At 69.9% G+C, this 21,386-nt stretch carries 19 protein-coding genes and 1 tRNA gene; 6 read left to right on the top strand and 14 right to left on the bottom strand.

From position 1 onward, the window contains the following. Positions 1 to 165: 165 nt before the first annotated feature. The 4 genes from ACZ7PG_RS40175 to ACZ7PG_RS40160 form a co-directional block, all read right to left on the bottom strand. Positions 166 to 1,458 carry a DJ-1/PfpI family protein gene (locus ACZ7PG_RS40175; RefSeq protein ID WP_470244427.1) on the bottom strand — a complete coding sequence of 431 codons (1,293 nt, stop codon included), beginning with the start codon at positions 1,456 to 1,458 and terminating at the stop codon, positions 166 to 168. A 1-nt stretch (position 1,459) separates the two neighbouring features. After that, complete coding sequence (locus tag ACZ7PG_RS40170) at positions 1,460 to 1,849, bottom strand: hypothetical protein (RefSeq protein WP_470244426.1); 390 nt, start codon at positions 1,847 to 1,849, stop codon at positions 1,460 to 1,462. Positions 1,850 to 1,938: 89 nt separating this feature from the next. Continuing rightward, on the bottom strand, positions 1,939 to 2,583 hold the full coding sequence (locus ACZ7PG_RS40165) for a response regulator (protein ID WP_470244425.1): 645 nt from the start codon (positions 2,581 to 2,583) through the stop codon (positions 1,939 to 1,941). Beyond that, positions 2,580 to 3,662 (bottom strand): sensor histidine kinase, encoded by a 1,083-nt coding sequence (locus ACZ7PG_RS40160; protein ID WP_470244424.1) that lies wholly within the window; start codon positions 3,660 to 3,662, stop codon positions 2,580 to 2,582. Before ACZ7PG_RS40160 ends, ACZ7PG_RS40165 begins: the two co-directional genes overlap by 4 nt. A gap of 115 nt (positions 3,663 to 3,777) precedes the next feature. On the opposite strand from ACZ7PG_RS40160, the gene ACZ7PG_RS40155 reads away from it, so the two are divergent. The 3 genes from ACZ7PG_RS40155 to ACZ7PG_RS40145 all read left to right on the top strand — a co-directional run bounded on the left by ACZ7PG_RS40155 (position 3,778) and on the right by ACZ7PG_RS40145 (position 8,734). Then, entirely contained in the window at positions 3,778 to 6,357 is a 2,580-nt protein-coding gene (locus ACZ7PG_RS40155) for a glycosyltransferase (protein WP_470244423.1), read from the top strand. Further along, positions 6,357 to 7,799: a radical SAM protein gene (locus tag ACZ7PG_RS40150; protein ID WP_470244422.1), complete on the top strand. Its 1,443-nt coding sequence runs from the start codon at positions 6,357 to 6,359 to the stop codon at positions 7,797 to 7,799. The genes ACZ7PG_RS40155 and ACZ7PG_RS40150 overlap by 1 nt, the downstream gene beginning before the upstream one ends. 92 nt (positions 7,800 to 7,891) lie before the next feature. Further along, positions 7,892 to 8,734, top strand: coding sequence for a lysozyme (locus ACZ7PG_RS40145; RefSeq protein ID WP_470244421.1), 843 nt, complete (start codon positions 7,892 to 7,894; stop codon positions 8,732 to 8,734). Here ACZ7PG_RS40145 and ACZ7PG_RS40140 read toward each other — a convergent pair. Further along, positions 8,731 to 9,006 carry a hypothetical protein gene (locus ACZ7PG_RS40140; RefSeq protein WP_470244420.1) on the bottom strand — a complete coding sequence of 92 codons (276 nt, stop codon included), beginning with the start codon at positions 9,004 to 9,006 and terminating at the stop codon, positions 8,731 to 8,733. The two genes, ACZ7PG_RS40145 and ACZ7PG_RS40140, sit on opposite strands and share 4 nt — an antisense overlap. 89 nt (positions 9,007 to 9,095) lie before the next feature. Here ACZ7PG_RS40140 and ACZ7PG_RS40135 point away from each other — a divergent pair, with 89 nt between their 5' ends. The 3 genes from ACZ7PG_RS40135 to ACZ7PG_RS40125 all read left to right on the top strand — a co-directional run bounded on the left by ACZ7PG_RS40135 (position 9,096) and on the right by ACZ7PG_RS40125 (position 11,180). Continuing rightward, on the top strand, positions 9,096 to 10,328 hold the full coding sequence (locus ACZ7PG_RS40135) for a GDSL-type esterase/lipase family protein (RefSeq protein WP_470244419.1): 1,233 nt from the start codon (positions 9,096 to 9,098) through the stop codon (positions 10,326 to 10,328). Positions 10,329 to 10,411: 83 nt separating this feature from the next. Then, positions 10,412 to 10,801: a hypothetical protein gene (locus ACZ7PG_RS40130; protein WP_470244723.1), complete on the top strand. Its 390-nt coding sequence runs from the start codon at positions 10,412 to 10,414 to the stop codon at positions 10,799 to 10,801. Positions 10,802 to 10,826: 25 nt separating this feature from the next. Further along, positions 10,827 to 11,180, top strand: a complete 354-nt coding sequence (locus tag ACZ7PG_RS40125; RefSeq protein ID WP_470244418.1) for a ClpX C4-type zinc finger protein — start codon at positions 10,827 to 10,829, stop codon at positions 11,178 to 11,180. Here the strand turns inward: ACZ7PG_RS40125 and ACZ7PG_RS40120 are convergent. From ACZ7PG_RS40120 to ACZ7PG_RS40080, 9 genes are all read right to left on the bottom strand, one after another. Further along, on the bottom strand, positions 11,170 to 11,973 hold the full coding sequence (locus ACZ7PG_RS40120; protein ID WP_470244417.1) for an SAM-dependent methyltransferase: 804 nt from the start codon (positions 11,971 to 11,973) through the stop codon (positions 11,170 to 11,172). The genes ACZ7PG_RS40125 and ACZ7PG_RS40120 overlap by 11 nt on opposite strands. A 46-nt stretch (positions 11,974 to 12,019) precedes the next feature. Then, positions 12,020 to 14,023 carry a hypothetical protein gene (locus ACZ7PG_RS40115; RefSeq protein ID WP_470244416.1) on the bottom strand — a complete coding sequence of 668 codons (2,004 nt, stop codon included), beginning with the start codon at positions 14,021 to 14,023 and terminating at the stop codon, positions 12,020 to 12,022. Between the two features lie 13 nt (positions 14,024 to 14,036). After that, entirely contained in the window at positions 14,037 to 15,278 is a 1,242-nt protein-coding gene (locus ACZ7PG_RS40110; protein ID WP_470244415.1) for an ATP-grasp domain-containing protein, read from the bottom strand. An 82-nt stretch (positions 15,279 to 15,360) separates the two neighbouring features. Next, complete coding sequence (locus ACZ7PG_RS40105; protein WP_470244414.1) at positions 15,361 to 15,669, bottom strand: putative quinol monooxygenase; 309 nt, start codon at positions 15,667 to 15,669, stop codon at positions 15,361 to 15,363. Between the two features lie 76 nt (positions 15,670 to 15,745). Continuing rightward, positions 15,746 to 15,819 (bottom strand) — tRNA-Pro (locus tag ACZ7PG_RS40100). Positions 15,820 to 15,933: 114 nt separating this feature from the next. Next, complete coding sequence (locus ACZ7PG_RS40095) at positions 15,934 to 17,106, bottom strand: alginate lyase family protein (RefSeq protein ID WP_470244413.1); 1,173 nt, start codon at positions 17,104 to 17,106, stop codon at positions 15,934 to 15,936. Between the two features lie 171 nt (positions 17,107 to 17,277). After that, a complete protein-coding gene (locus ACZ7PG_RS40090; RefSeq protein ID WP_470244412.1) occupies positions 17,278 to 19,533 on the bottom strand; it encodes a glycosyl hydrolase family 18 protein in 2,256 nt (751 codons plus the stop codon). A gap of 150 nt (positions 19,534 to 19,683) precedes the next feature. Continuing rightward, positions 19,684 to 20,463 carry an enoyl-CoA hydratase/isomerase family protein gene (locus tag ACZ7PG_RS40085; protein ID WP_470244411.1) on the bottom strand — a complete coding sequence of 260 codons (780 nt, stop codon included), beginning with the start codon at positions 20,461 to 20,463 and terminating at the stop codon, positions 19,684 to 19,686. Positions 20,464 to 20,465: 2 nt separating this feature from the next. Beyond that, entirely contained in the window at positions 20,466 to 21,377 is a 912-nt protein-coding gene (locus ACZ7PG_RS40080) for a PaaX family transcriptional regulator (RefSeq protein WP_470244410.1), read from the bottom strand. Between the last annotated feature and the right edge of the window lie 9 nt (positions 21,378 to 21,386).

Raw genomic sequence — 21,386 nt, 5'->3', positions numbered from 1 at the left:
CTGAACTTCGGCTAGGAGATCTCCGTGCGCGCGACCACCGCGCTGCAGGTGATTCGCCGGTCAGCTCCGTTTTGGACAAGAGCGACGCCACGTGGATCGTCCGGAAGGGACTTGCCGACACCGGCGGCGCCCACGCCGGGGACGCCGCCGGTGCATATGACGAGGTTAGCCGGGTCGACGCTCAGCCCTGATCCGGCGCACAGCGACCACGACCGCCGCGCCCAGCAGCACCAGGACGATCGGCAACGCCGTGGGCAGCCACGGCCAGGCCCGGCCTTCGAACCCGACACCATCGGCGGGCAGCTCCAGAACCTTCGCGGTCCAGCGCGCGGTCGCGACGTCCGTGCTGCGCGAGAGCGCGCTCACCGCGGTGTCGTAGGCGAAGCCGGGCCGGTCGTGGACGTACTCGGGTGCGGGACCCCCGGTGACGCCGCGCGTCGCACCCGGCACGATCAGCCGGTCGAGGCCGGCGGTGCCGAGTGCCGCCCGCGGCAGGAACGTCAGGCCGTGCCGGGACCGGATCGGGCCGCCGTCGGCACTCACGGCGAGGGTGCGCGAGGACAGCGATTGGCCCTCGGTGTCGAACACCGACGCGAGCTCGATCTCGCCGACGCCGTTCGCGAGCAGCACGCCGATCTCGTCCGGGTTCCAGCGGAAGGCGGCGTTGACGATCGCGGCCGCGTCCGGCATCGACGCCGGTACGTGCACCGGGACCGTGGTGCCGTAGCGCGTCCAGCCGACCGCCTTCGCGGCGTCGGCCGCCACCGCGCGACCGGCCAGCCGCTCCACCCAGTGCAGCGTTCCGTCGATGCCCGACAGGATCCCGGCCGTGGTGACGACGTCGCCGTCGTCGACGAACCGCTGTCCGCGCACCCAGTGCACGGCCGGGTAGTCGTCGGCGAACGCCTCGAGCTTCAGCCAGTGGGCGGTGGCCGGGCGGCCGTCGAGCAGCCCGGTCGAGGCCAGCACGCCACCGCCGTTGCAGACGCTCAGCAGCTTCGCGCCGCGGGCGGCCTGGGCGCGCAGCCAGTTCTTGACCGGCTCGGTGCTCGGCTCGCCGACGTCCGGGAGCGCGGGCACGACGACGAGGTCCGGCGCCTTCGGGCCGAGCCGGGCGGCGAGGTCGTCGAAGCTCAGGTCGGGGACGAGGTCGAGACCGCCGGTCAGCGGCTTCGGCTCCCGCTTCGACGCGACGGTGTAGACGTTGAACCGGCCCGTCGCCGCGAGGATCTCGTACGGCGCCAGGGTGTCGGAGACGACGGCCCCGCGGTCGCCGACGACGACCACGGCGGTGGGCTTGGCCGGGTCGTGCGCCGCCACCGTCGCGGCGGGCAGTGGCCGGTCCGGCCCGGGGGAGTACAGCGCGTCGAACGCCGACAGCGCGGAGATCGCCGCGCCGATGCCCGGGACGGCCAGCACGGCGACGACCAAGGCGAACCACTTCAAGACGGTCTTCACGTCAGTGCCAGTACTCGGCGCGGCGCCACACCATGGCGGCGAGCATCAGCGGGAACATGATCACGTGCCCGGCGACCATCAGGGTGCCGCCACTGATCGCATCGAGCCAGAACGGGACGAGCAGCATGACGAACGGCAGGTACATGGCGGCGGCCATCTCGGCGATCCGCGGCCACGAGTGCCGGCGCAGCAGCATCGCCGCGGTCATGGCGACGGTCATGTTCGTAGCCATGACGAGCGCGTCGACGTCCGGGCGTTCCAGCCAGGCCGCCGGCCAGAGCGGGTGGAGCGCGACCATGCCGATGATCATGGCGGCGACCATCTCGGCGTAGTGCCCGGCGAACCGGGCGAGCTTGCGGGGGGTGGTCCGGGTGGTTTCGGTGGTGGTCATGATTCCCTCCAGGTTTCTCCTGGACGAGAGTCCCGGGTGCCGGCCGCGCGGGGACGTGCCGGAAGTCATGACCCGGGTCATGTGACCGCTCAGAGCAGCCCGAGGTCCCGGGCCCGCAGCGCGGCTTGGGTGCGGTCGCGGGCGCCGAGCTTCCCCAGCACGTTCGTCACGTGGTTCTTCACCGTGCCCTCGGCGAGGAACAGCTTCGCGGCGATTTCGCGGTTGCTGCGGCCGTCCGCGAGCTGGCGCAGCACGTCGAGCTCCCGCTCGGACAACGGCGCGACAAGCGGCTGGGGCGCCGGCTCGGGCAGCTCCGCGAACCGCGCGACGACCTTCGCGGCCACCGACGGCTGCAGCACCGACTCGCCCCGCGCGGCCGCCAGCACCGCCTCGATCAACCGGGCCGACGACACGTCCTTGAGCAGGTACCCGACCGCGCCCGCGCGCAGTGCGGCGAAGACGTCTTCGTCGTCGTCGAACGTCGTCAGCGCGATGATCCGGACCTCAGGGTGTTCGCGCCGAAGCCGCCGGGTCGCGGCGATGCCGTCGAGGACCGGCATGCGCAGGTCCATCAGGACGACGTCCGGCGCCAGTGCGGCGGCCTGGCTCAGCGCCTCCTCGCCGTTGCCCGCCTCGCCGGCGACGTCGATGCCGTCGTGCGTCGCCAGCAGGGTGGCGAGGGCTTCGCGGAACAGCGCCTGGTCGTCGACGAGCAGGACGCGGACCGGTGTCATCCCGGAACCTCCATGCTCAGCGCGCTGCCCTCGCCCGGCGCCGAGGTGAAGTCGAGCTTGCCACCCAGCTGCGCGGCCCGTTCCCGCAGCCCCAGCAGCCCGAAACCGGTCGACGCGCCGCCGTCGCCACCGGCGCCGTCGTCGCGGACCACGACCCGGACCGCGGTGTCCGCGTAGTCCAGCAGCACGTCGGCGTGGCCGGCGTTCGCGTGCTTGCGGACGTTCGTCAGCCCTTCCTGCGCGGTGCGGAAAAGCGCCTCGCGGTGCTCTTCGGGCAGCGGCCGTTCGACGCCGGACACCGTGAGCTCGGCCGGGACACCGGCTTCCGAGACCAGCGCCCGCAACGCGTCCGGCAACGGCGTCGGCCGCGGTTCGCGCAACGCCTTCACCGAGCGGCGCACCTCGGAAAGCGCGTTCTCGGCCTGCTCCTGGGCCTTCGCGAGGACGTCGTCGGCCTTGCCCGGGTCGGTCGGCAGCACCGCCCGTGCGGCCTTGACCTGCATCTGCACGACGGTGAGCGAGTGCCCGAGCCCGTCGTGGATGTCCCGCGCGACGCGGTTGCGCTCCTGCGCCGTCGCCAGCCGTTCGGCCTGGGTGGCGTAGTCGCGCAGCTTCTCGTGCGCTTCGGCGAGTTCGCCGCGCGACCGCTGTTCGCGCACCAGCAGTTCGGTGATCACGGCCGCGAACACCACCGAGACCAGCGTCCCCAGGCCCTCCCGCAGGCCCGCGCCCAGCGACATCCCGAGGTGCACCAGCGGCACCACGGCGATGACGAGCGCGACCACCGGCAGCGGCAGGCGCAGCAGCACGCACTGGCTGACCAGCACGACGAGGAACAGCGTCGCCCCGACGCCGGCGCTGATCGTGAACGTCACGAAGGCCAGCGGCAGCTGGACGCCGACGTACGCGGCGGGCCACGTCCAGCCTTCGCGGGTGCGGACCCAGCCGAAGCCCGCTGTCGCGAGCACCGTGAAGACCGCGCCGAAAACCAGCGCGAGCACGGGCTCCCCGGACCCGAGGACCCCGAGCACGATCGAGAGGAAGGCGCCGCAGGTCAGCACCCCGAGGGCCCGGTTCATGCGGCCACTCTGGGGCGTCCGGCGCCCGCGGTCAACCGTGCACTCACGCGGCCGTCCGGACTCCGGCCGCTTACGCTGGGAACGACGGCGAAGCCGAGACGGGAGTCCGACATCGATGTCAGTCCTCTGGGGCGTGTCCTTCGACGCCACTCCGCTTTCCGGCGTCGTGGTCGAGTTCCTCAAGACGGCGCGCCGGTTCGCCGGGCACCGCGTCCACCTCGACCTCGGCTACGACATCAAGGCCGACAAGGGCGCGTTCTTCCGGCCCTACCGCGACGAAGCCGGGCTGTTGCCGGGGTGGGTCACGCTCGACCGCGTCGAAGGCGTCGACGGGATTCGCGGCTACGACCGGGAGTTCGTCGAGCGGGTCCTGCGCGAAGTCGTCCAGCACGGCGACGAGACGTCGCGTCCGGAGATCGACCGGATCGCGGGTGAGCTGGCCGAAAAGATCGTGGCCACCTGGGAACGGCTCGGCGTCACGATGGTGATGGTCGAGAACGGCACGCTGCCCGAGAACCTCGTCTACACCGAAGCGCTCTACCGCGCGATCGACCGCTACGGCACCCGCCATCGCCTGGGCCGGTTCGTGTTCTGGCGCGACCACGACCTGATGTGGCAGAGCGAACCCGGCATCGCCAAGTACGGCCACTTCCCGTATCCCGGCGTCCCCGCGCCGCGGAACTCCCCGCACATCCACTACTTCGCGCTGCACGAGCAGGCGTTGACGAAAACCCTGGAGTGGGTTCCCGGCCTGCGGAACATCGACGTCCTGCCCAATGCGTTCGCCATCGCGCCGGCGGGGATCGACGAGCGCAACGCGGGTTTCCGCCGTGACCACGGCATTCCCGGCGACGTCCCGCTGCTCGCCCGGATCACGCGGATCATCCCGCAGAAGCGCATCGACCGGGACTTGCACCTGCTCACCCTGCTGCCGGACGCGTGGCTGTTCGTCGCCGGGGACGTCGCCGAGGCGCCGGCGGAGCACGACCGGCTGGTCGCACTGGCCGGGGTGCTCGGTGTCCGCGACCGCGTCGTGTTCGGCGGCTGGCTGACGCCGTACGACACCGCCGTGCCCGGCCGGTACTCGGTGCGCGACCTCCTCGCGCACGCGACGGTCGTGTCCTTCCTGACCTCCTACGACTACGAGAGCTACGGCAACCCGGTGAGCGAGGCGATCGCCTCCGGGACGCCGTACATCACCAGCGGCTACGAGCTGTACGACGTCGTCTACGGCCGCAAGGGTTTCCGGGCTCCGGTGCTGGACATCCGGGCCCGCGACCTGCCGGACGCGGCGTTCGCGCGTGAAGTGGCCGAGCTGATCACCGACGAAGGGAAACGGGCGGACGTGGTGCGGGCGAACTCCGAACTCGGGCAGGCGCACTTCGGGACGCGGGTCGTCGACGACCTCGTCGACCGGCTCTACCCGCCACCGATGGCGGCCGGCACGCGGCTCTCCGTCGTGCTGCCGGTCTTCAATGAGGCCGCGAACCTGCCGGAGGTCCTGCGGACGCTGCACGACCAGCGTGACGGCGACGCGCCCCTGGACAAAGGCCGGTACGAGGTCGTGCTGGTCGACAACAACTCGACCGACGACACCGTGGCCGTGGCGCACGCTTTCGCGGCGGCACACCCCGATCTCGCGCTGCACGTCATCCACGAGCCCGAGCAGGGTGTGTCGTGCGCGCGGCGGGCGGGCATGGACTTCGCCGCGGCCCGCAGTCGCAACCGGCCGGACACCGATCCGGGGGAGCGGTTCTACCTCGTGTCGGCCGACGCGGACTGCCGCGTCGACCCGCACTGGCTGAGCGAGCTCCTGGACGCGATGGAGACGACCAAGGCGGCCATCGGCGTCTGCGACTACTACTACAACGCTTCGCACTTCGTCGGGCGCCCGAGGCTGTGGGACGCGATCCAGCGGACCCTGCGCTGCCGCGCCGTCACGTTCTCGCTGTTCGGCGGTTTCCCGGACGGCAAGGGCTTCGCCGTCGAGCGCGACGCCTACGAGCGCGCCGGCGGCATCGAGATCTTCTACCAGCTGCGGGACGGGAAGTTCGTCAGCCACCTCTCCGACGACTGGGACTTCGGGATCAAGGTCGCGAGCGGCGGCGACGCGATCACCTACGCGCCGCGCTCGCGCGTCGAGATCAACCCGCGCCGCGTCGACCACGCCATCGACGAGGTGATCGCCGGCCGGGCCTACGGCTCCGACGGCATCATCGTCATGCGCGACATCCGGCCGTCGGTGCCGGCGGTCCCCGGCGACCTGACCGAAGCCGAGGCGCTGCAGGCGTGGGAGTTCTCGATCAAGGACTTCACGCCGAAGAACACGATCCTGCCGGTGCTGCTGACACCCACGCTCCTGGAGGACGACGCCGTCATCGCGTTCTTCGGCGCCGATCTGGCGTCCCGGCTCGCGCGGCGGATCGCCGAGATCCGCGTGGAGATGCGCGTCGTCGACTTCACGCCGATCCACGCGTACAAGACGCCGTCGTACCGGCTGTACTTCGAGTTCGCGGACGAGCTGTTCGCCTGCCTGCGCCGGCACGTCGGCGAGGACATCGGCTTCCCGCCGCCACTGCCGCCGTGCCTGGCGGAGATCCCGGCGGACCGGTTCGCGGAGTTCGTCCACTACTACTGCGAGGACCGGGAATCCGGAGAGGCCCACAACTACTTCGGCAACGGAGGGGTGTTCTGATGACTCTCGCCTACGAAGAGGCGATCGGCTCGCTGCACACGCTCGACCCGGCGTGGCCGCGGCCCGCCGTGCTCGACGTCCTCGAGGCACCGGAGAACCGGCACCTCCTGGACTTCGTGCAGGAGGACCCGTTCGGGGCGCACGTGTTCCCGGGCAACGTCCCCGGTTCGCCGGCGGACTTCCTGCGCGACCTCGACGCGCAGCTGGCTTCTTCGCGTCCCATTCACCTGTGGTCCTACATCCCGACGTGCGCCTACCGCTGCCGGTTCTGCCAGTACCCGGTGGTGCTGGTCAAGGGCAAACCCGAGGTGCAGTACGAAAAGGCGAAGCACTGGGTCGACCTCAACATCGCCGAAGCGCGGCTGTGGCTCGACGCCGTGCCCCACCTGGCCGGCGCCGAAGTGGGGGAGTTCAACGTCTTCGGCGGCACGCCGTCGCTGCTGCCGGAGCCGGAGATCCGCCGGTTGCTGGAGTTCTACCGGTCGGAGTTCGGCTTCACCGCCGACACCACGATCCGGTTCGAGGGCGACCCGAGCACGTTCACCCCGGCCAAGCTCGAGCTGCTGCGGGACCTGGGCTGCACCAAGCTGTCCAGCGGCGTCCAGTCGTTCGACGACCACGTCCTGGAGCTGTGCGGCCGTGAGCACAGCGCTGAAATGTGCGTCGACTTCGTCCGCAACGCCCAGCGGCTGGGCTTCGAGTGGGTCAGCATCGACCTGATGTACGGGCTGCTCGACCAGACCCTGGACAGCGTCCGCCGCGACCTCGACGTCGTGCTGGACAACGAAGTCACGGCCGTGGTCTGCACGAAGCTGCACCTGGCATCCTACAGCGACACGCGCACCGGCGTCACCGGCGAGAAGCCGGCGGCGTGGCAGCTGCCGTCCTATCGGGACAAGCTGGTGCGTGACGGCCACCGCTGGCCGACGCTCGGCGAGCAGTACCAGATGCGGGAGCTGCTCACCGACGGCCTGCGGGCCGCGGGCTACACCGAACACCCGACGATGTACTTCGCGCGCGCCGGCCTCGGGCCCGAGAAGTGGAAGGCCATCATGGTCGACCAGGACAAGCAGGAGGCCGAGGTGGCGATCGGCCTGGGCGGTTCGTCGAGCTGCCGCGCGTCCGAGGCGATCACCGACGTCAACTCCCGGCGCTACATCGAAACCGTGTCGGACGGCCGCATCCCGCTGGGTTCGGCGACGCGGTTCACGCCCGAGGCGCAGGAGGCGCGGGCGGTGAAGATGGCGCTGACGACGTTGCAGCCGGTGCGGGATTCCCTGCACGCGGCGCGGTTCCCGGGGCGTTCGCTGTTCGCGGAACCGTGGCTGGGGAAGTTCCGCTCGCTGGCCGAGCGGGGGCTCGTCGAGCTGCGTCCCGGCGTCGTCGAACTCACCCGGGCGGGGGAGGTACTGGTCGAAGCGATCATCACCACCGAGCTATAGATCACCACATCGAGTGACACATCGCTCGCGGGGAGCGATCAGGCCAGGCAGCATGGGCTCCGGACGTGACCAGTGTCGAGATCGGAGCCCCGATGAGCCGAACCGTTGCCGGACACGACGAACAGCGGTGGCGGCCGCGGCTCGCCGCAGCGGGCGCCTTGGCCGCGCTCGCTTCGGTGGTCGTCGCGGCTCCCGTTGAAGCCACCGAAGCCGACTACTCCCTCGCCGACACGAACTACGCGGGCACGCAGATCGCGCTGCACGAAGGCGTGGTGCCCGGATCGGCCCGAGCCGACACGACCGACCAGACGCTCGGCCACGACGTCAGCGGGCACCAGGGCGCCGTCGACTGGTCCGCGGCGACGACCGGCGGCGCGAAGTTCACCTACGTCAAGGCGACCGAGGGCACCGGGTTCGTCAACCCCCAGTACAGTCAGCAGTACGACGGCGCGCACGCGGCCGGGCTGATCCGCGGCGCGTACCACTTCGCCCGGCCCGACATCTCGGGCGGCGCGCAGCAGGCGGAGTACTTCATCGCCCACGGCGGCGGCTGGCGGTCCGACGGCAAGACGCTCCCGGGCGCGCTGGACATCGAATACAACCCGTACGGCGACGTCTGCTACGGCAAGAACCCGGCCGACATGACGGCGTGGATCGCCGACTTCACCCGGACGTACCTGGCGAAGGTCAAGCGCAGCGCCCTGATCTACACCAGCACGACGTGGTGGAAGCAGTGCACGGGCAACGCGTCCGGGTTCGGGAACACGAACCCGCTGTGGCTCGCGCGGTACGGCCCGGAGGTCGGGGAGCTCCCGGCGGGCTGGGACAAGCAGAGCATCTGGCAGTTCGCGCGCGGCGGCGGTCTCCCGGGCGACCAGAACTACTACAACGGCCCGTTCGGCCGGGTCGTGGCGCTGGCCGGCGGGGCGGCTTAGCGCTGCCAGGTGCCCTTCAGGTCCGGCCACGGCGGCCGGCGCAGCACGGCGAGCGTGCCGAGGGTCGCCGCGACCAGTCCGGTGCCGACGGCCAGCAGGGCGATGCGCGTCGCGTCGATCGCCGGCTCGAACTTGACCTGACCCTCGCGGATCGCGAAGACCCCGGGCGGGTTCGTCACGGTGATGACGGTCGTGCCGTCGGCTGTCTCGTACGGTTCGCCGAAGGTCCGGGGCTCGCCTCGACCCGGTCTCGGCAGGCTTCGCAGCGTCATGTCCGCCGATCGAACCCGGAAACCGGGGCGCTGACAAGAACGGACAAGCTGCTTGCCGGTTTCGTGACCCGCTCCCTACCATCGATCGGATGCGAGTAACCCATCGGATCGCCGTACTGGCCACGATTTCCGCGGTCGTCGTCGCCTCGGCGCCGGGTGCGGACGGCGCGGGACACGCCTGGTTCACGTCGTGGGCGCAGTCCCAGGACGGGCACGCGGACGCCCCCGTGTCCGGCCGGTCGCTGCGCATGATCACCCACCTGAGCCAAGGCGGCGACGCCGTGCGCGTCCGGCTCCAGAACACCTTCGGCACCGGGCCGCTCACCATCGACCACGCCACCGCCGGGCTGAGCACTTCCGGCGCGGCGGTTTCGGGAGTGCGTGACCTGACCTTCTTCGGCCGGTCCGCCGTCACGATCCCGGTCGGCGGCGACGTCTGGAGCGACGAGACCCGGCTCGTGACGAGCCCGGACACGAACCTCGCGGTGAGCATGTTCGTGGCGGGCACGGCCACGCCCGGCCGCCACGGCGCGGCGCTGCGGGACAACTACCTCACCGCGGAGGGTTCGGGCGACCACACGGCCGATGCTTCCGGCACCGCTTTCACCGCCACGGTCGGCTCGACGTACGTCGTGAGTGCGGTCGACGTGCACAACACGTCGCTGAAGGGCACGGTCGTCCCGTTCGGCAGCTCGGTCGTCGACGGCATCGGCAGCACCAACTGCGGTCCCGGCTGCACCCAGCTGGGCGCCGACCGGCGCTGGACCGACGACCTGGCCCGCCGGATCGTCGCGGAGGCCCCGGCTTCGGTCCAGCTGGCCGTGGCCAACGCCGGTGTCTCGGGCACGACCAGCGCCCCGTCGTGCCCCGGAATGCCGCCGTCGGTCGTGGGTCTGGACGCCGCGAGCCGCCTCGACCGGGACGTTCTGGCGCTGCACGGCGTCAAGTCGGTGATCTACTACTACGGGACGAACGACCTGGCGTACGGCTGCGACGCGGAGACGATCCTGGCCAGCTACCGCGAAGTCTTCCAACGGCTGCGAACAGCCGGGATCGCGGTGTACGTCACGCCGAGCACGCCCCGGCCGGGCTACAACGACGCGGCGAACCTGGCGCGCCACGAGATCGGGCTGTTCGTGTCCCGCTGGTCGACCTGCGGCGGCGCCTGTTCCGGCGTCCTCGACTTCGACCAGGTGCTGAAGGATCCGCTGAAGCCGAACAGCATTCTGCCGGCGTACGACAACGGCGACGGAATCCACGCGAACGTGGCGGGCCAGCAGGCCTTGGCGGACTTCATCTCCGTGCCGGCACTCGCTCGATAGGGGCCGGTTCTTCACACGATGGCGTGACCGCGCGAGTCGGAACGGCCGGAGTGTGCCCAGGGGTCAGCACAGTACGTCCGGTGATGAACAACTCGATGGACGACGCGGGCTGCTGCCTGCTGTCCGTGGCCTGGAACGTCGCCCCGCTGACCGAAGGGCGGCCGGAGTCCCGGCGCGGGGATCTGCGCCGCACCGTCGTCGCGGTGTGCCGCACCGCCGGGCACGGCGCCCGCGACTGGGCCACGCGCAACGGGACCGGCGCCGAGGCCGAGTACCGGCCGTTCCTGCAGCTCGCCGACGTCGCCTACGAGATCGCCACGTTGCTGCAGCTGGTCGAGGACTTCCTGGTGCCCGACCTCGGGCGCGAGCACCGCCGCTGGGCCGAGATCGAGGAGCTGACCGCGCGGATGACGGAGCTCGCCGAGTGGACGTCGGGGTTCTTGAGCTTGTCAGGCTCGTCCTTACGCGCGTAAGGTCACTCCTGACAAGGAGGTCGGGGTGGCTGTCATCGCAAGGTGTTCGTTCTGCGCGAAGCCGAACACGGAGGTGGACACGCTCGTCGGCGGTCCGGGGGTGTTCATCTGCGACGGGTGTGTTCAGCTGTGCGTCTCGGTGATCGACGGCAAGCCGTCGGACGCGCCGATGATCGCGCCGTGGGAGCACGACCTGCCGCTCGAGCAGGTGCTGCACAACCTCGGCCCGGTCGCGGCGGCGACCACGCAGGTGCAGCAGAACCTGACCGCGTGGGTCGGCAAGGCACGCACCCTGGGCGGAACGTGGGCGCAGATCGGCGAGGCGCTGGGGATGACCCGCCAGTCGGCGTGGGAGCGCTTCGGTTCGGCTACGGCTTGACGCCGACACCCGCGTAGAGGCCGTCCTCTTCGGGATCGACGACGGCGGCGAGCCGGTCCGGCCGCCAGTTCGCGGAGGTGGTGAGCCCGGGTTCGACGAGCTCGAAGCCGTCGAACAGGGCAAGCACCTCGGCCCGCGAGCGCGGGTAGATGTGGTCCTGCGTCGACCGCATGGTCTCGGCGATCTTGGGATCGCGCAGGACGGCGTAGTCGTTGGTGAGGTGGGTGAGCGCGAGGTGACTGCCGGACGCGAGCGCGTCGCGGTAGGTCCCGAAGACGCCCCGCACGTCCGGCAGGTAGTGCCCGAGGGTGATGGCCAGCAGCCCGACGGGCTGGCTGAGATCAAGCAGCTTCCGCACGGACTCGGAGCCGAGAACGGCGTCGGTGTCGGTGGCATCGGCCTCGAAGGCCTCGGCGTTCGGATTGTCCTTCAGCAGCATGAGACTGTGCGCGACGGCAACGGGTTCGTAGTCGACGTAGACGACCTTCGCCCGCGGATCGACAGCCTGGGCGACCTCGTGCACGTTGCCGACGGTCGGAATCCCGGACCCGAGGTCGAGGAACTGCCGGATGCCTTGGTCGAGCATGAACCGCACAACGCGCCTGAGGAAGGCCCGATTCCGCCGGGCAACACTGGCAACCTGCGGCTGAATGGCCTCGAGTTTCGCCGCAACAGCCCGATCGGCGGCGAGGTTGTGGGCCCCACCGAGCAGGTAGTCGTAGATCCGAGCGGCACTGGGCCGCGAAAGGTCGGCATCGGGCGGGATCCAGTCCGCGCCCTCCTGATCGGTCATCGCATCCCCCTCGAATCGGCTGGGCCTACCTTAGCGGGAAAGCTCGTCACTCCGTGCTTTCCACCGCGTGCAGGCTTTCGGCCGTAAGCCGATCAGCTCCCCAGCTGCGCTCGACGTACCCGACAATCCGCGTCACGTCCTCAGCCGGCACCTTCTCCGGCAACCCACGCTCAAGCGGATCGACGTGGAAGATGTAAAGCCGCGAAGCGAACTGGTCGAAGGGCAACGAAGCCTCACCGAACCGCTCGCCGTTCCCCGCGGTGGAGACGACGACGCCGTCACCCCAGTCCTGGCCGCTGTCGTTGTTGGGGTTGAAGAAGTACACCCGCATGACGTCGTGGGGATCAGGCGCTGCCCGCAGGATCGTGATCGCGTGCCAGCCGACGTAACGCGCCGCGCTGTCGGTGACCGCGACCCCGGCCGGCTGCGGGTGGATCAGCGGCTGCCCGCCGTTGTAGGACGGGTGGTAGCTCGCGTGGAAGTGCCGGTAGAAGTCGTCGAGGTCGATCAGCTTCCCGGTGGCGACGTCGACGTTGATCCGGAAGCCGCGGGCGGTCCACCAGCCGTGGAACTCGGGGTTGACCCACCGGTGCGGGTCCCCGGGCCGGTCGGCGCAGCGGCGTCCCATCTCGGCGTAGATCCGGTCCAGGTGCGGCACCACGAGCAGCGACACCGGATCCAGGTCCGCCGGCGGCGTGGCCGCCAGCCCGGCGACGGCGTCCTTCGACGAGATCGGCTGCCCCTCGAAGTGCATGATGACCTCGTCGTCGCGGGCGGCCCAGGCGACGATCTGCAGCAGGTAGTCCGGGTCGTTGTACGCCCACATCGACAACGCGCGCGCCGACTGGCACGTCGGGTTGTCGCCCTGCCCGACACCGAGCGGCAGGCCCAGCATCGACAGCACCCCGGCGACGAGCCGCGCCGCCGGTCCGGGCTGGTCGCCGAACACCGTCGTCAGCCGTTCGCGCGCGGCCGGCGCGAGTTCCAGCGCCAGTTGGCGCCACAGCGCGGGCACCACCGGGGGCTCGTAGAGGATGCCTCGGTCGAGCAGCAGCGCGAGCCCGTAGATGCACTGCGCGGTCTGCGGGTGCACCGCGACCTCGATCAGCCGGTGCACGAGGTCGCGGTAGCGCAGCAGGCAGTTCCGGCCGGTGTCGGACAGGCCGAGTGCCTCGCCGAGCAGGTAGTCGCTCTCGTAACGCAGGAACCGCAGCAGCTCCGCGTGGTAAGGCGACACGAGACCGGTGTCGTGCATCGCCCGGGCGAACCCGGTCGCCTCGTACTGCAGGCCGACGGTGTCCATCGCCTCCAGCCGCGACCGGAAGACGTCGACGCCGGGGTCCTCCCGGCACGCCTCGGTGGTCCCGAACAGGCTGGTGATGAGCCGGTCGAGGCCCTGGCCGGACGACGCTCCCAGCGCGACGTCCGGGTCACCGCGGTAGACCGCGATCCGGGTGATCAGCGACTGCACCTGGTCGACCTGGATCGGGCGCTGGCGCAAGATCCGCCAGATCTCGTCGACCAGCTCGTCCAGGACGCTGTCGTAGCCGACCTCGTCGGCGATGTGCCGGAACAGGTCCCGGATCAGCTGCGCGGTCCGGCCCTGCCGGACCCGCTCCGCCTCGGTGGGCGGTGTGAACAGCAGCTCCAGGTTCATCGCCAGGACCTGCGACAGGAACTGGCGGGCGTCGTCGGCCGACAGCGTCGGGTGGGTGAAGTCGCCGCGGGCGACCGCGAGCATCCGCAGCTCGCTGGTCGCCTCGATCACGGCGGTGTCCGCGTTGTCGCTGCGCAGCCCCGGCCCGACCAGCGACGGGACGAGGATCTCCGGCGTGGCCCAGTCCGTGCCCAGGAACAGGCCGGCCTCCTCGATGGCCTGCGCCCTGGCCTGGATCGCCGCGGGACCGCCCGGCTGCAGCAGCACTCGCCGCAACGCCTCCAGGACGCGCCGCAGCTTCGTGTGCTTGCCGAAGTCGCGGGTCTCGGCCATCGCCCGGACGGCGTCGTCGAGCGCGGTCACGCGCTTGTCCAGCGTCACGAGGTTCCCCACGTTTCGGTCCACATCAGACGTAGAAGTCGTAGTCTTCCTGTTCCTTCAGCAGATCCCGCATCCGGTAGGCGTCGTCGCCGAAGAAGTACAGCAGGCCCCAGTGGGTGCCGAACGCGGTCCGCTTGGTGACGGTCTCCTCCAGCGGGGCCGAGAGGTCGTGCGACTCGTAGTAGTCGTCGTCCTGGGTCTGCTCGGGGATCCGCAGCTCGCTGACGACCCGCCGGCGCGGGTAGACGCCGAAGCAGCCCGCGACCCCGGCCGCGTCGACGACCTCGCGCGGGAAGAAGGCGTCGATCTCCTCCTCGGTCGTCTTGGGGTCGAAGGCCAGCGCCAGGCCCTGGTAGGCGTTGAAGCCGTAGGCCCGCTCGAGCAGCTCGAAGACCTTGAAACCCGGCGGCCGGTAGGCGACCTCGCCGAAGTACATCTCACCGTCGCTGGTGACGAAGTACTCCGGGTGCACGAACCCGAACTCGATGTCGAAGGTCTTGATGAGCTTCTCGATCTGCGCGGTGATCTGCGGCCGGTACTTCTCCAGCTCCGACGTCGCGGGAACGAACACCGAGTACCCGAGGGTGACGTATTCGGAGATGTTGAGGAACTTGATCTTCCCCTGGTGGATCCACGCTTCGACGGCGAACTCCCAGCCGTCCAAATGGGACTCCATGAGCACGGGGAACTCGTCGTCCGGGATCGTGTCGATCTCGTCGGGCGTGCGGATGACGCGGTGCCCGAGGCAGCCGGCCTTGTCGAACGCCTTGAGGTGGATGGGGTCGTTGGGATCGCCGTCCAGCTTGAGCAGCGTCTGGTTGACGCGCTTGAGGAAGCGGATCACGTCGTCCCGGTCGTGCGCCTCTTCGAAGATCCCGACCCGGATCCCGCCGAGCTGCGCGCGCCGTTTCATCAAAGCCTTGTCCCGCAACAGCATGGCTTGGCCGAAGAGGCGGGGGTTGTCGAGCAGCACGGAGTTGATCGCGCCGGCCCACTCGACGGTCTCTTCGAACAACGGGATCGCGACATCGACGCCTCTGTCCTTGAGGATCTCGGCGATCTCCATCGACCGGTCGTTGAGCCGCTCGAAGTTCCAAGGCACGTAAGGGATGTCGTGCTCGACGCAGTATTCCTCGGCCCACTCCGGCGCTACTACGAGATAGCGACGGTCGAAGCGATCGAGGGCCTCGACGGCATTGAGGCTCCAGCCGAGCAGAGCGAGATGCCCCTTGTCAGGATTCTTCGCGGCCGGTTCGGGCTGCGGCATGAACGATTCCTCCGGTTCGGCGGACGTTTTGTCTCGTGCACCGACCGTACCGGCAGGTTCCGGGGGTCCGCCGATCGAGAAGTCAGCCGGGCAGCCCGGTGGCCGTGACGGGTGTCACGAACTCGACGCGCGTGGACTTCACGTACTTGTCCCGTTCGGCGAGGAAGTGCCGGGTGTGCGGCTGCCGCTCGTGCTCGTCGAAGGCATCGCGGTCCCGGTAGACCTCGTAGAAGACGCGAGCGAGAGGAGCATCGGCGACGCGGTGGGTGACGTAGACGAGAGTCCCGGGTTCGTGCTCGGCGATGCCCCGCCCGGTCCGTTCGACGAGAAGATCGAACTCGGCGGCTCGCGCCTCGTCGTGGAGCTCGAACCGGACGACAAGTGCGAACATCTCTCTCCTTTGGGTGCCCGAACCGGCCCCGGATACGACGAAAGCCACGTTTACCTGCGTAAACGTGGCTTGTCCGTCGGGCTGACAGGATTTGAACCTGCGACCCCTTGACCCCCAGTCAAGTGCGCTACCAAACTGCGCCACAGCCCGGACCCGCACTCGCTGAGTGCGTGAGAAGTACTTTAGCGTGCCCGTCCAACGGGCTTGCACGCGGGGCCTCGATCCGCCTGACCTGCGGAAACAGGTCAGGCGGACCGGGAGCCCTCACGCAGCGTTGCCGGCGTGGGTCAGCGTCTGCCACGCCACGAACAGGTTGTTCGAGCCCGCCGGGCGCTGGCGCTCCGTCAACGTCTGCGTGTTCGCCATCGCGATCCCCAAGCGCGTGTGGAGTGCGTTGAAGCCCACCTCCGTCACCGGGCCGAGGCCCAGCTTCAACGAACCACCGCACAGCCACGAAGGCACCGCCGTGCCCAGCTGGTACTTCGACTGGAACCCCAGTGCCTGGCGCAGGCGCTCGCCCACGTCCGTTCCGTACACGTCCTGGCCCTGGATGCGCAGCGTCTCCGCCACGTCCGCGATCGCCGCGATCCCGTAGCCCGTGTGCGTGAAGTCGCGGCACGTCTCCTGGGTCAGGCCGTCCACGAACGTTCCCTGCCCTTGCCAATAGCCCACGATCTGGTCGCGCGTGGACAGTCCGCTGCCCGGGACCGTCTTCGGCAACGCGCCGTCGGACGACAGGTAAACGTACGCCGCGACGCGGTTGCGGTAGCGGGTCACCGCCTTGTCGAAGTTCGTCTTGTCCTCCAGGAACACCGAGATGCCGACCGCGGCCTCCATCATGGACAGTTCCCAGTTGCCGTTGCTGTTGCTGCCGTTGATGATTTTGTTCAGGTACACGTTGCGCAGCATCGTGCCGAAACGGCCGGAGTTCGGCCAGCTCGTGTACGTGTACTTGATGATCTCCGCCGCGCGGGGCCAGGACGAGCCCGCCCAGCCCGTCTGCAGCGGGGCGTTGCTGTTGGTGTGGTTGGTGATCGTCGCCGACCACGCGTCCATCAATGCGATCGCCTTCTGCGCGTAGCGGGCGTCGCCGGAGATGTACCAGATCAGGGCGTCCGTGTACGCCGCGATCGCGTCTTCCCGCTCGTCGGTACACCCGTTGTTCGGGTTCGAATACGGGCCGCATTCGACCACCGAACGCGGTTTCGGCGTCCGCGAAAGCGACGCGTACGCACTCGCTTTGGCTTGGTCGTAAGCGGCTTTCCACGGCTGGGCGCCGGCGTTCACCTGCGTTTTCACGAAGTCCAGCTGCGGACGGCTGACCAGCACTCCGGGGTGGGTGAACGTCGCCGGCGCCGCGGGGGCCGGGGTGGCGACCAGGCCGAGGGCCAGTGGCACCAGTGCGGCGAGCGTGACGACTTTTCTCAAGCGGGACATGGCTCTCCTCGAGACGACGGTGTCCGGGGCAGCGCGCTGCGCCCAGTCTCATGGTCCAGACCACGGCCCGTCAAGAACCGGGAAGCCCTTTCTTCGCCTCCTGAAGAAATAGCCGGGAAAATGTTCAGCCCGCTGAACGGAAGACGTTTTCCGTTCAGCGGGCTGAACAAATCAGCCAAGTCCGGCGCTGACCGCGTTCATCAACGTCCCGGTGTCACCCGACATCTCCCACGCCATCACGCCGAGCAGGCCACGCTGCTTCAGCCACGTCGTCTTCAGTCCGATCGACCAGGCGTCGTCGAACGTCCACCACTGACCGCCGTTGCCCGTGTAACACGACGTCGCGACCGCCGCGGTGTCGTGGTAGACCGTGCACGCCGGCACGCTCGCCACCAGGTTCGCGTACCCCCGGGTGCCTGCCTCCTCGGCGAACTGGCCCGGCGCCGCGCCGGTGGCCGACTGCCACTCGCCGTGCCTCCCGCCGTCCGCGACGCCCTGCCAGCCGCGCCCGTAGAACGCCAGGCCCAACGTCAGCCGCCGTGGATCGACGCCCGCGTTCGTGTAGGCGTTGATCGCCGCTTCCGCGCTGAAGTGGAAGTTGTACGGGTCGTCCGCGTCCGCGTACAGGTTGCCCTGGTGCCCGGTGCGGTTCGGCTCCCACGAGTTGTCGCTGCCCGACCCGTGGAAGTCGTACCCCTGCACGTTCGCCACGTCGAGGTAGCTGAACACCTTCGACAGGTCCCAGCCGGCCGCGACCTTGGCGGGGTCCGCCGGGGTGAACGCGTGCAGCTGGTACCGCTTGCCGGTCGTCGCGCCGTACGCGTCGAGCTGCGTGCGGAACTCGGCCAGCAGCGCCGTCAGGTTGTTCTTGTCGTTCGGGCTCCAGTGGTTGCCCGGGTGGCCGTCGGCGCTCGCGGGCCACTCCCAGTCGAGGTCGATGCCGTCGAAGATGCCGGCCGCGGTGCCCGGGCCGCCGGCGCCACCGTAGGACGCGAGGTTGCCCTTGATCCACGTGTCGAGGCACGACGAGACGAACTTCTTCCGCGACGCGTCCGTGGCCGCGACATCGGAGAAGTACTTCGAGTACGTCCAGCCGCCCAGCGAGACCAGCACTTTGAGGTTCGGGTGCTTCGCCTTGAGCTTCTTGAGCTGGTTGAAGTTGCCGCGCAACGACTCCCAGCCCGTGTCGGCCACGCCGTCCACCGACTGCGCCGCCGCGAACGGCCGCGAGTAGTCGGCTTCGGCGTCACCCGCGCCGTCGCCCTGGTTGGGGTCCTGCGGGTTGGCCGTCGTGCCCTTCGTGACGCCGGACAGGCACGTCAGGTTCACCGGGTCGATGTTCTCGAACGCGTACAGCAGGTGCGTGAGCTTGGCGGCCGCACCCGACGTCTCGAGGTTCTTCACGAAGTACTGGCGCCCGTAGATGCCCCACTGCACGAAGTAGCCGACCTTCGCGTAGCCCGCGACGATGTCGCCGGTCCGGGCGGTCACCGCGGCACTCGGCGCGGACACGTTGTCGTAGCCGTCCCGCGCGCGCACCGTGAAGGTGTACGAAGTGGACGGTGCCAGGCCGGTCACGACCGCCGCCGTCGTCGTCACCGTGGTGGCCAGCGTGGACCCGCGGTAGACGTCGTAGCTCACGACGCCGGTGTTGTCCGTCGACGCCGTCCAGGCCAGGGAGACGCTTCCCGAGTCGGCGGCCGTCGAGCGCGGCCCACCCGGCGCCGAGGGCGGGGAAGTGTCGTCGGCCGGGTTGTTCGTGGTCACGGACAAGGCGGCGCTCGCCGCGGACGTCGTGCCCTTGGAGTCCTTGGCCTTCACCGTGAACGAGTACGCCGTGCTCGGCGTGAGCCCGCTGATCGTGGCGCTCGTCCCGGTCACCGACGCGGCCAAGGCCGTGCCCTGGTAGACGTCGTAACCGGTCACCGGCAGTGAGCCGGCGGTCGAGGTGTTCCAGGCCAGCGCGACCGTCTTGGTGGTCTTCGCGACCAGCCTCAGGTTGGCCGGCGCGCCCGGGGGAGTGTCGGGTGAACCGTCGCAGTTCGCGTTGTCGACGCGGCACTGCGACGGCGTCGCGGCGGCGCTGAGCCGGAACGTCGGGCTGTACGGGTAGGTGTTGCGGCCCGGCGCCAGCGTCGCGATGTAGTACGCCGGGGTGAGCGTGACCTGGGTGCCGTTCTGGGTCACCGTGCCGTTTTCGCCGGTGCTGGCGGTGACTCCGGCGGGCAGTGTGAAGGTGATCGCCCAGTTGCTCACCGACGCGGTGCCGGTGTTCGCGACGGTGTAGGTGCCGGTCGTTCCGCTCATCGCCAGGGTGGCGGTCAGCGAACCGGCCGCGGCGGCGGGTGGCGCGAGCGCCGCGACGCTGCCGGCTGCGATCAGTACGGCGGCGAGCGCGGAGCGTAGTCGTGCGGGAGTGCGTCTCATGGCGGTTCTCCAAGCGGCACGAGGCAGACGGACTGTGGTCTAGACCACGTCCGAATGTAACCCGCGCCGGGATAACCGGTCTAGACCACATCGATCAAGACGAAACGGGCTCACGCCCGAACGGCCGAAGCCGTTGTCCGAACGGAGGTTTCACCGCCCCGTGAAGGTCGCCTTCCCGGGCCCGTCGGCGAGGAACGACTTCACGGCATTGCGGAGATCCTCGGTTTCGAACAGCTCGGCGGCGATCGACGTGATGTTCGCGTTCGCCTCCGGGACACCACCGGCGGCGAAGTGGTCGAGGACGCGCTTGGTCGCCGCGTGGGCCCGGGTCGGGCCTGAGGCCAGCCGCGCGGCGAAGGCCCGGGCCGCGTCGTCGAACCCTTCGTCGGGCAGGACGCGGTTGACGACGTTCCAGCGTTCGAGCGTCGCGGCGTCGTAGGTGTCGCCGGTCATCACGAACTCCTTGGCGCGGCCGACGCCGGCGCGCGCGGCGAGCCGCTGGGTGCCGCCCATGGTCGGCGTCAGCCCGACGACCTTCTCGACCAGCCCGAACTTCGCGCGCGCCGCGGCGAGGATCAGATCGCACGCCACGGCCACCTCGAACGCCCAGGTCAGGCACAGTCCGTGGGCGGCGAACACCGTCGGGAACGGCAGTGCCGCGATCCTGTCCGGCACCGCGAGCATCGCGTCGAAGAGCACCTTCGCCTCGGCGGGCGAGCCCTGGGCGTCGAACAGGGAGACGTCCACGCCGCCGCTGACGACCTTGCCCTCGGCGCGGATCAGCAGCGCCCGTGCAGGGTCCTTTTCCAGCTCGTCGATCGCCGACGAAAGTGAGTCCTGCAGGGAGGCCGTGTACAGGTTCAACGGCGGGGCGTCGATGGTCAGGACGGCGAGCCCGCCGTCACGGTCGAGGCGGACCTGGTCGGTCATGTTCACCCTGCTTCTTCGGCGGCGACGATGTCGTCCCAATACTGCTGGGCCTCCGGGCGCCAGTCGACGTGTTTGTGATGGAACAGCTCCGCCGCTTTCGTCCCGCTCCACTTCGCCGGCAGGAGCTCGGCGGGCAGCTGCGGGTCGAGGAACGGGAACCGCCGCCACTCGTGCACCAGCTCGGTCTGCGCCCGCAGCACGGCCCGGCCGCCGGTGGGGTGCAGGCCGGTGAACCGGTCGATGAAGTCCTCGTAGCGGTCCTTCAGCTCGGTGAGGTCCCAGGAGCGGGCGACCATGGTCTCCTGCTCGCCGACCTCGCCGTAGGTGGCGGTGAACGACATCGCCTGCGCGTCGAGACCGAGCTCGCTGACGATCTGCTGGGCCTCCCGCTGGCGGCTCAGGTCCGGGCTGACCCACACCCCGGCGACCGGCGAGCCGAAGCCCGCCCAGGTCAGCCGCGTGCGCAGCCGGTGCCGCAGGTCGCGCTTGGCTTCCGGCACGGAGACGATGAGCATCAGCCACTGGCCGTTCCAGGGACGCTCTTCGCGGCCGAACGCGTAGATCCGCTCGGCGCCCTCGGTCAGGAGGCGACGCCCCGGCGGCGTCAGCGACCAGCGCACCCGGCGCCCGACGCGCTCGGAGACCATCCAGCCCTCGGCGGCGGAGCGGGCCAGCGCCTGGCGCGCCGACTTCTCCTCGATGTCGAGGATGCCGAGCACCTCGACCAGCATCGACGTCCAGACCGGCTTGTCGCGCGGCAGCGTGTACTCGCCGAGCACGGTCATCAGCAGCGACCGCGCGCTGGCGTGGCTGACCTCGCGCCGCCGGCTCACCGTGGGCCGGGGCGCGGACGAGCGGCCTTCCCTCGGTTTCGGCCTGCGGCCGATGGTGACCGGGGGAGCGGATTCGCCCATGCTCTTTCA

It is taken from the genome of Amycolatopsis sp. NPDC114504, assembly GCF_055633595.1.
Note: the sequence above shows the minus strand (reverse complement) of the source record. Positions and strands in the feature narration are given on the sequence as shown.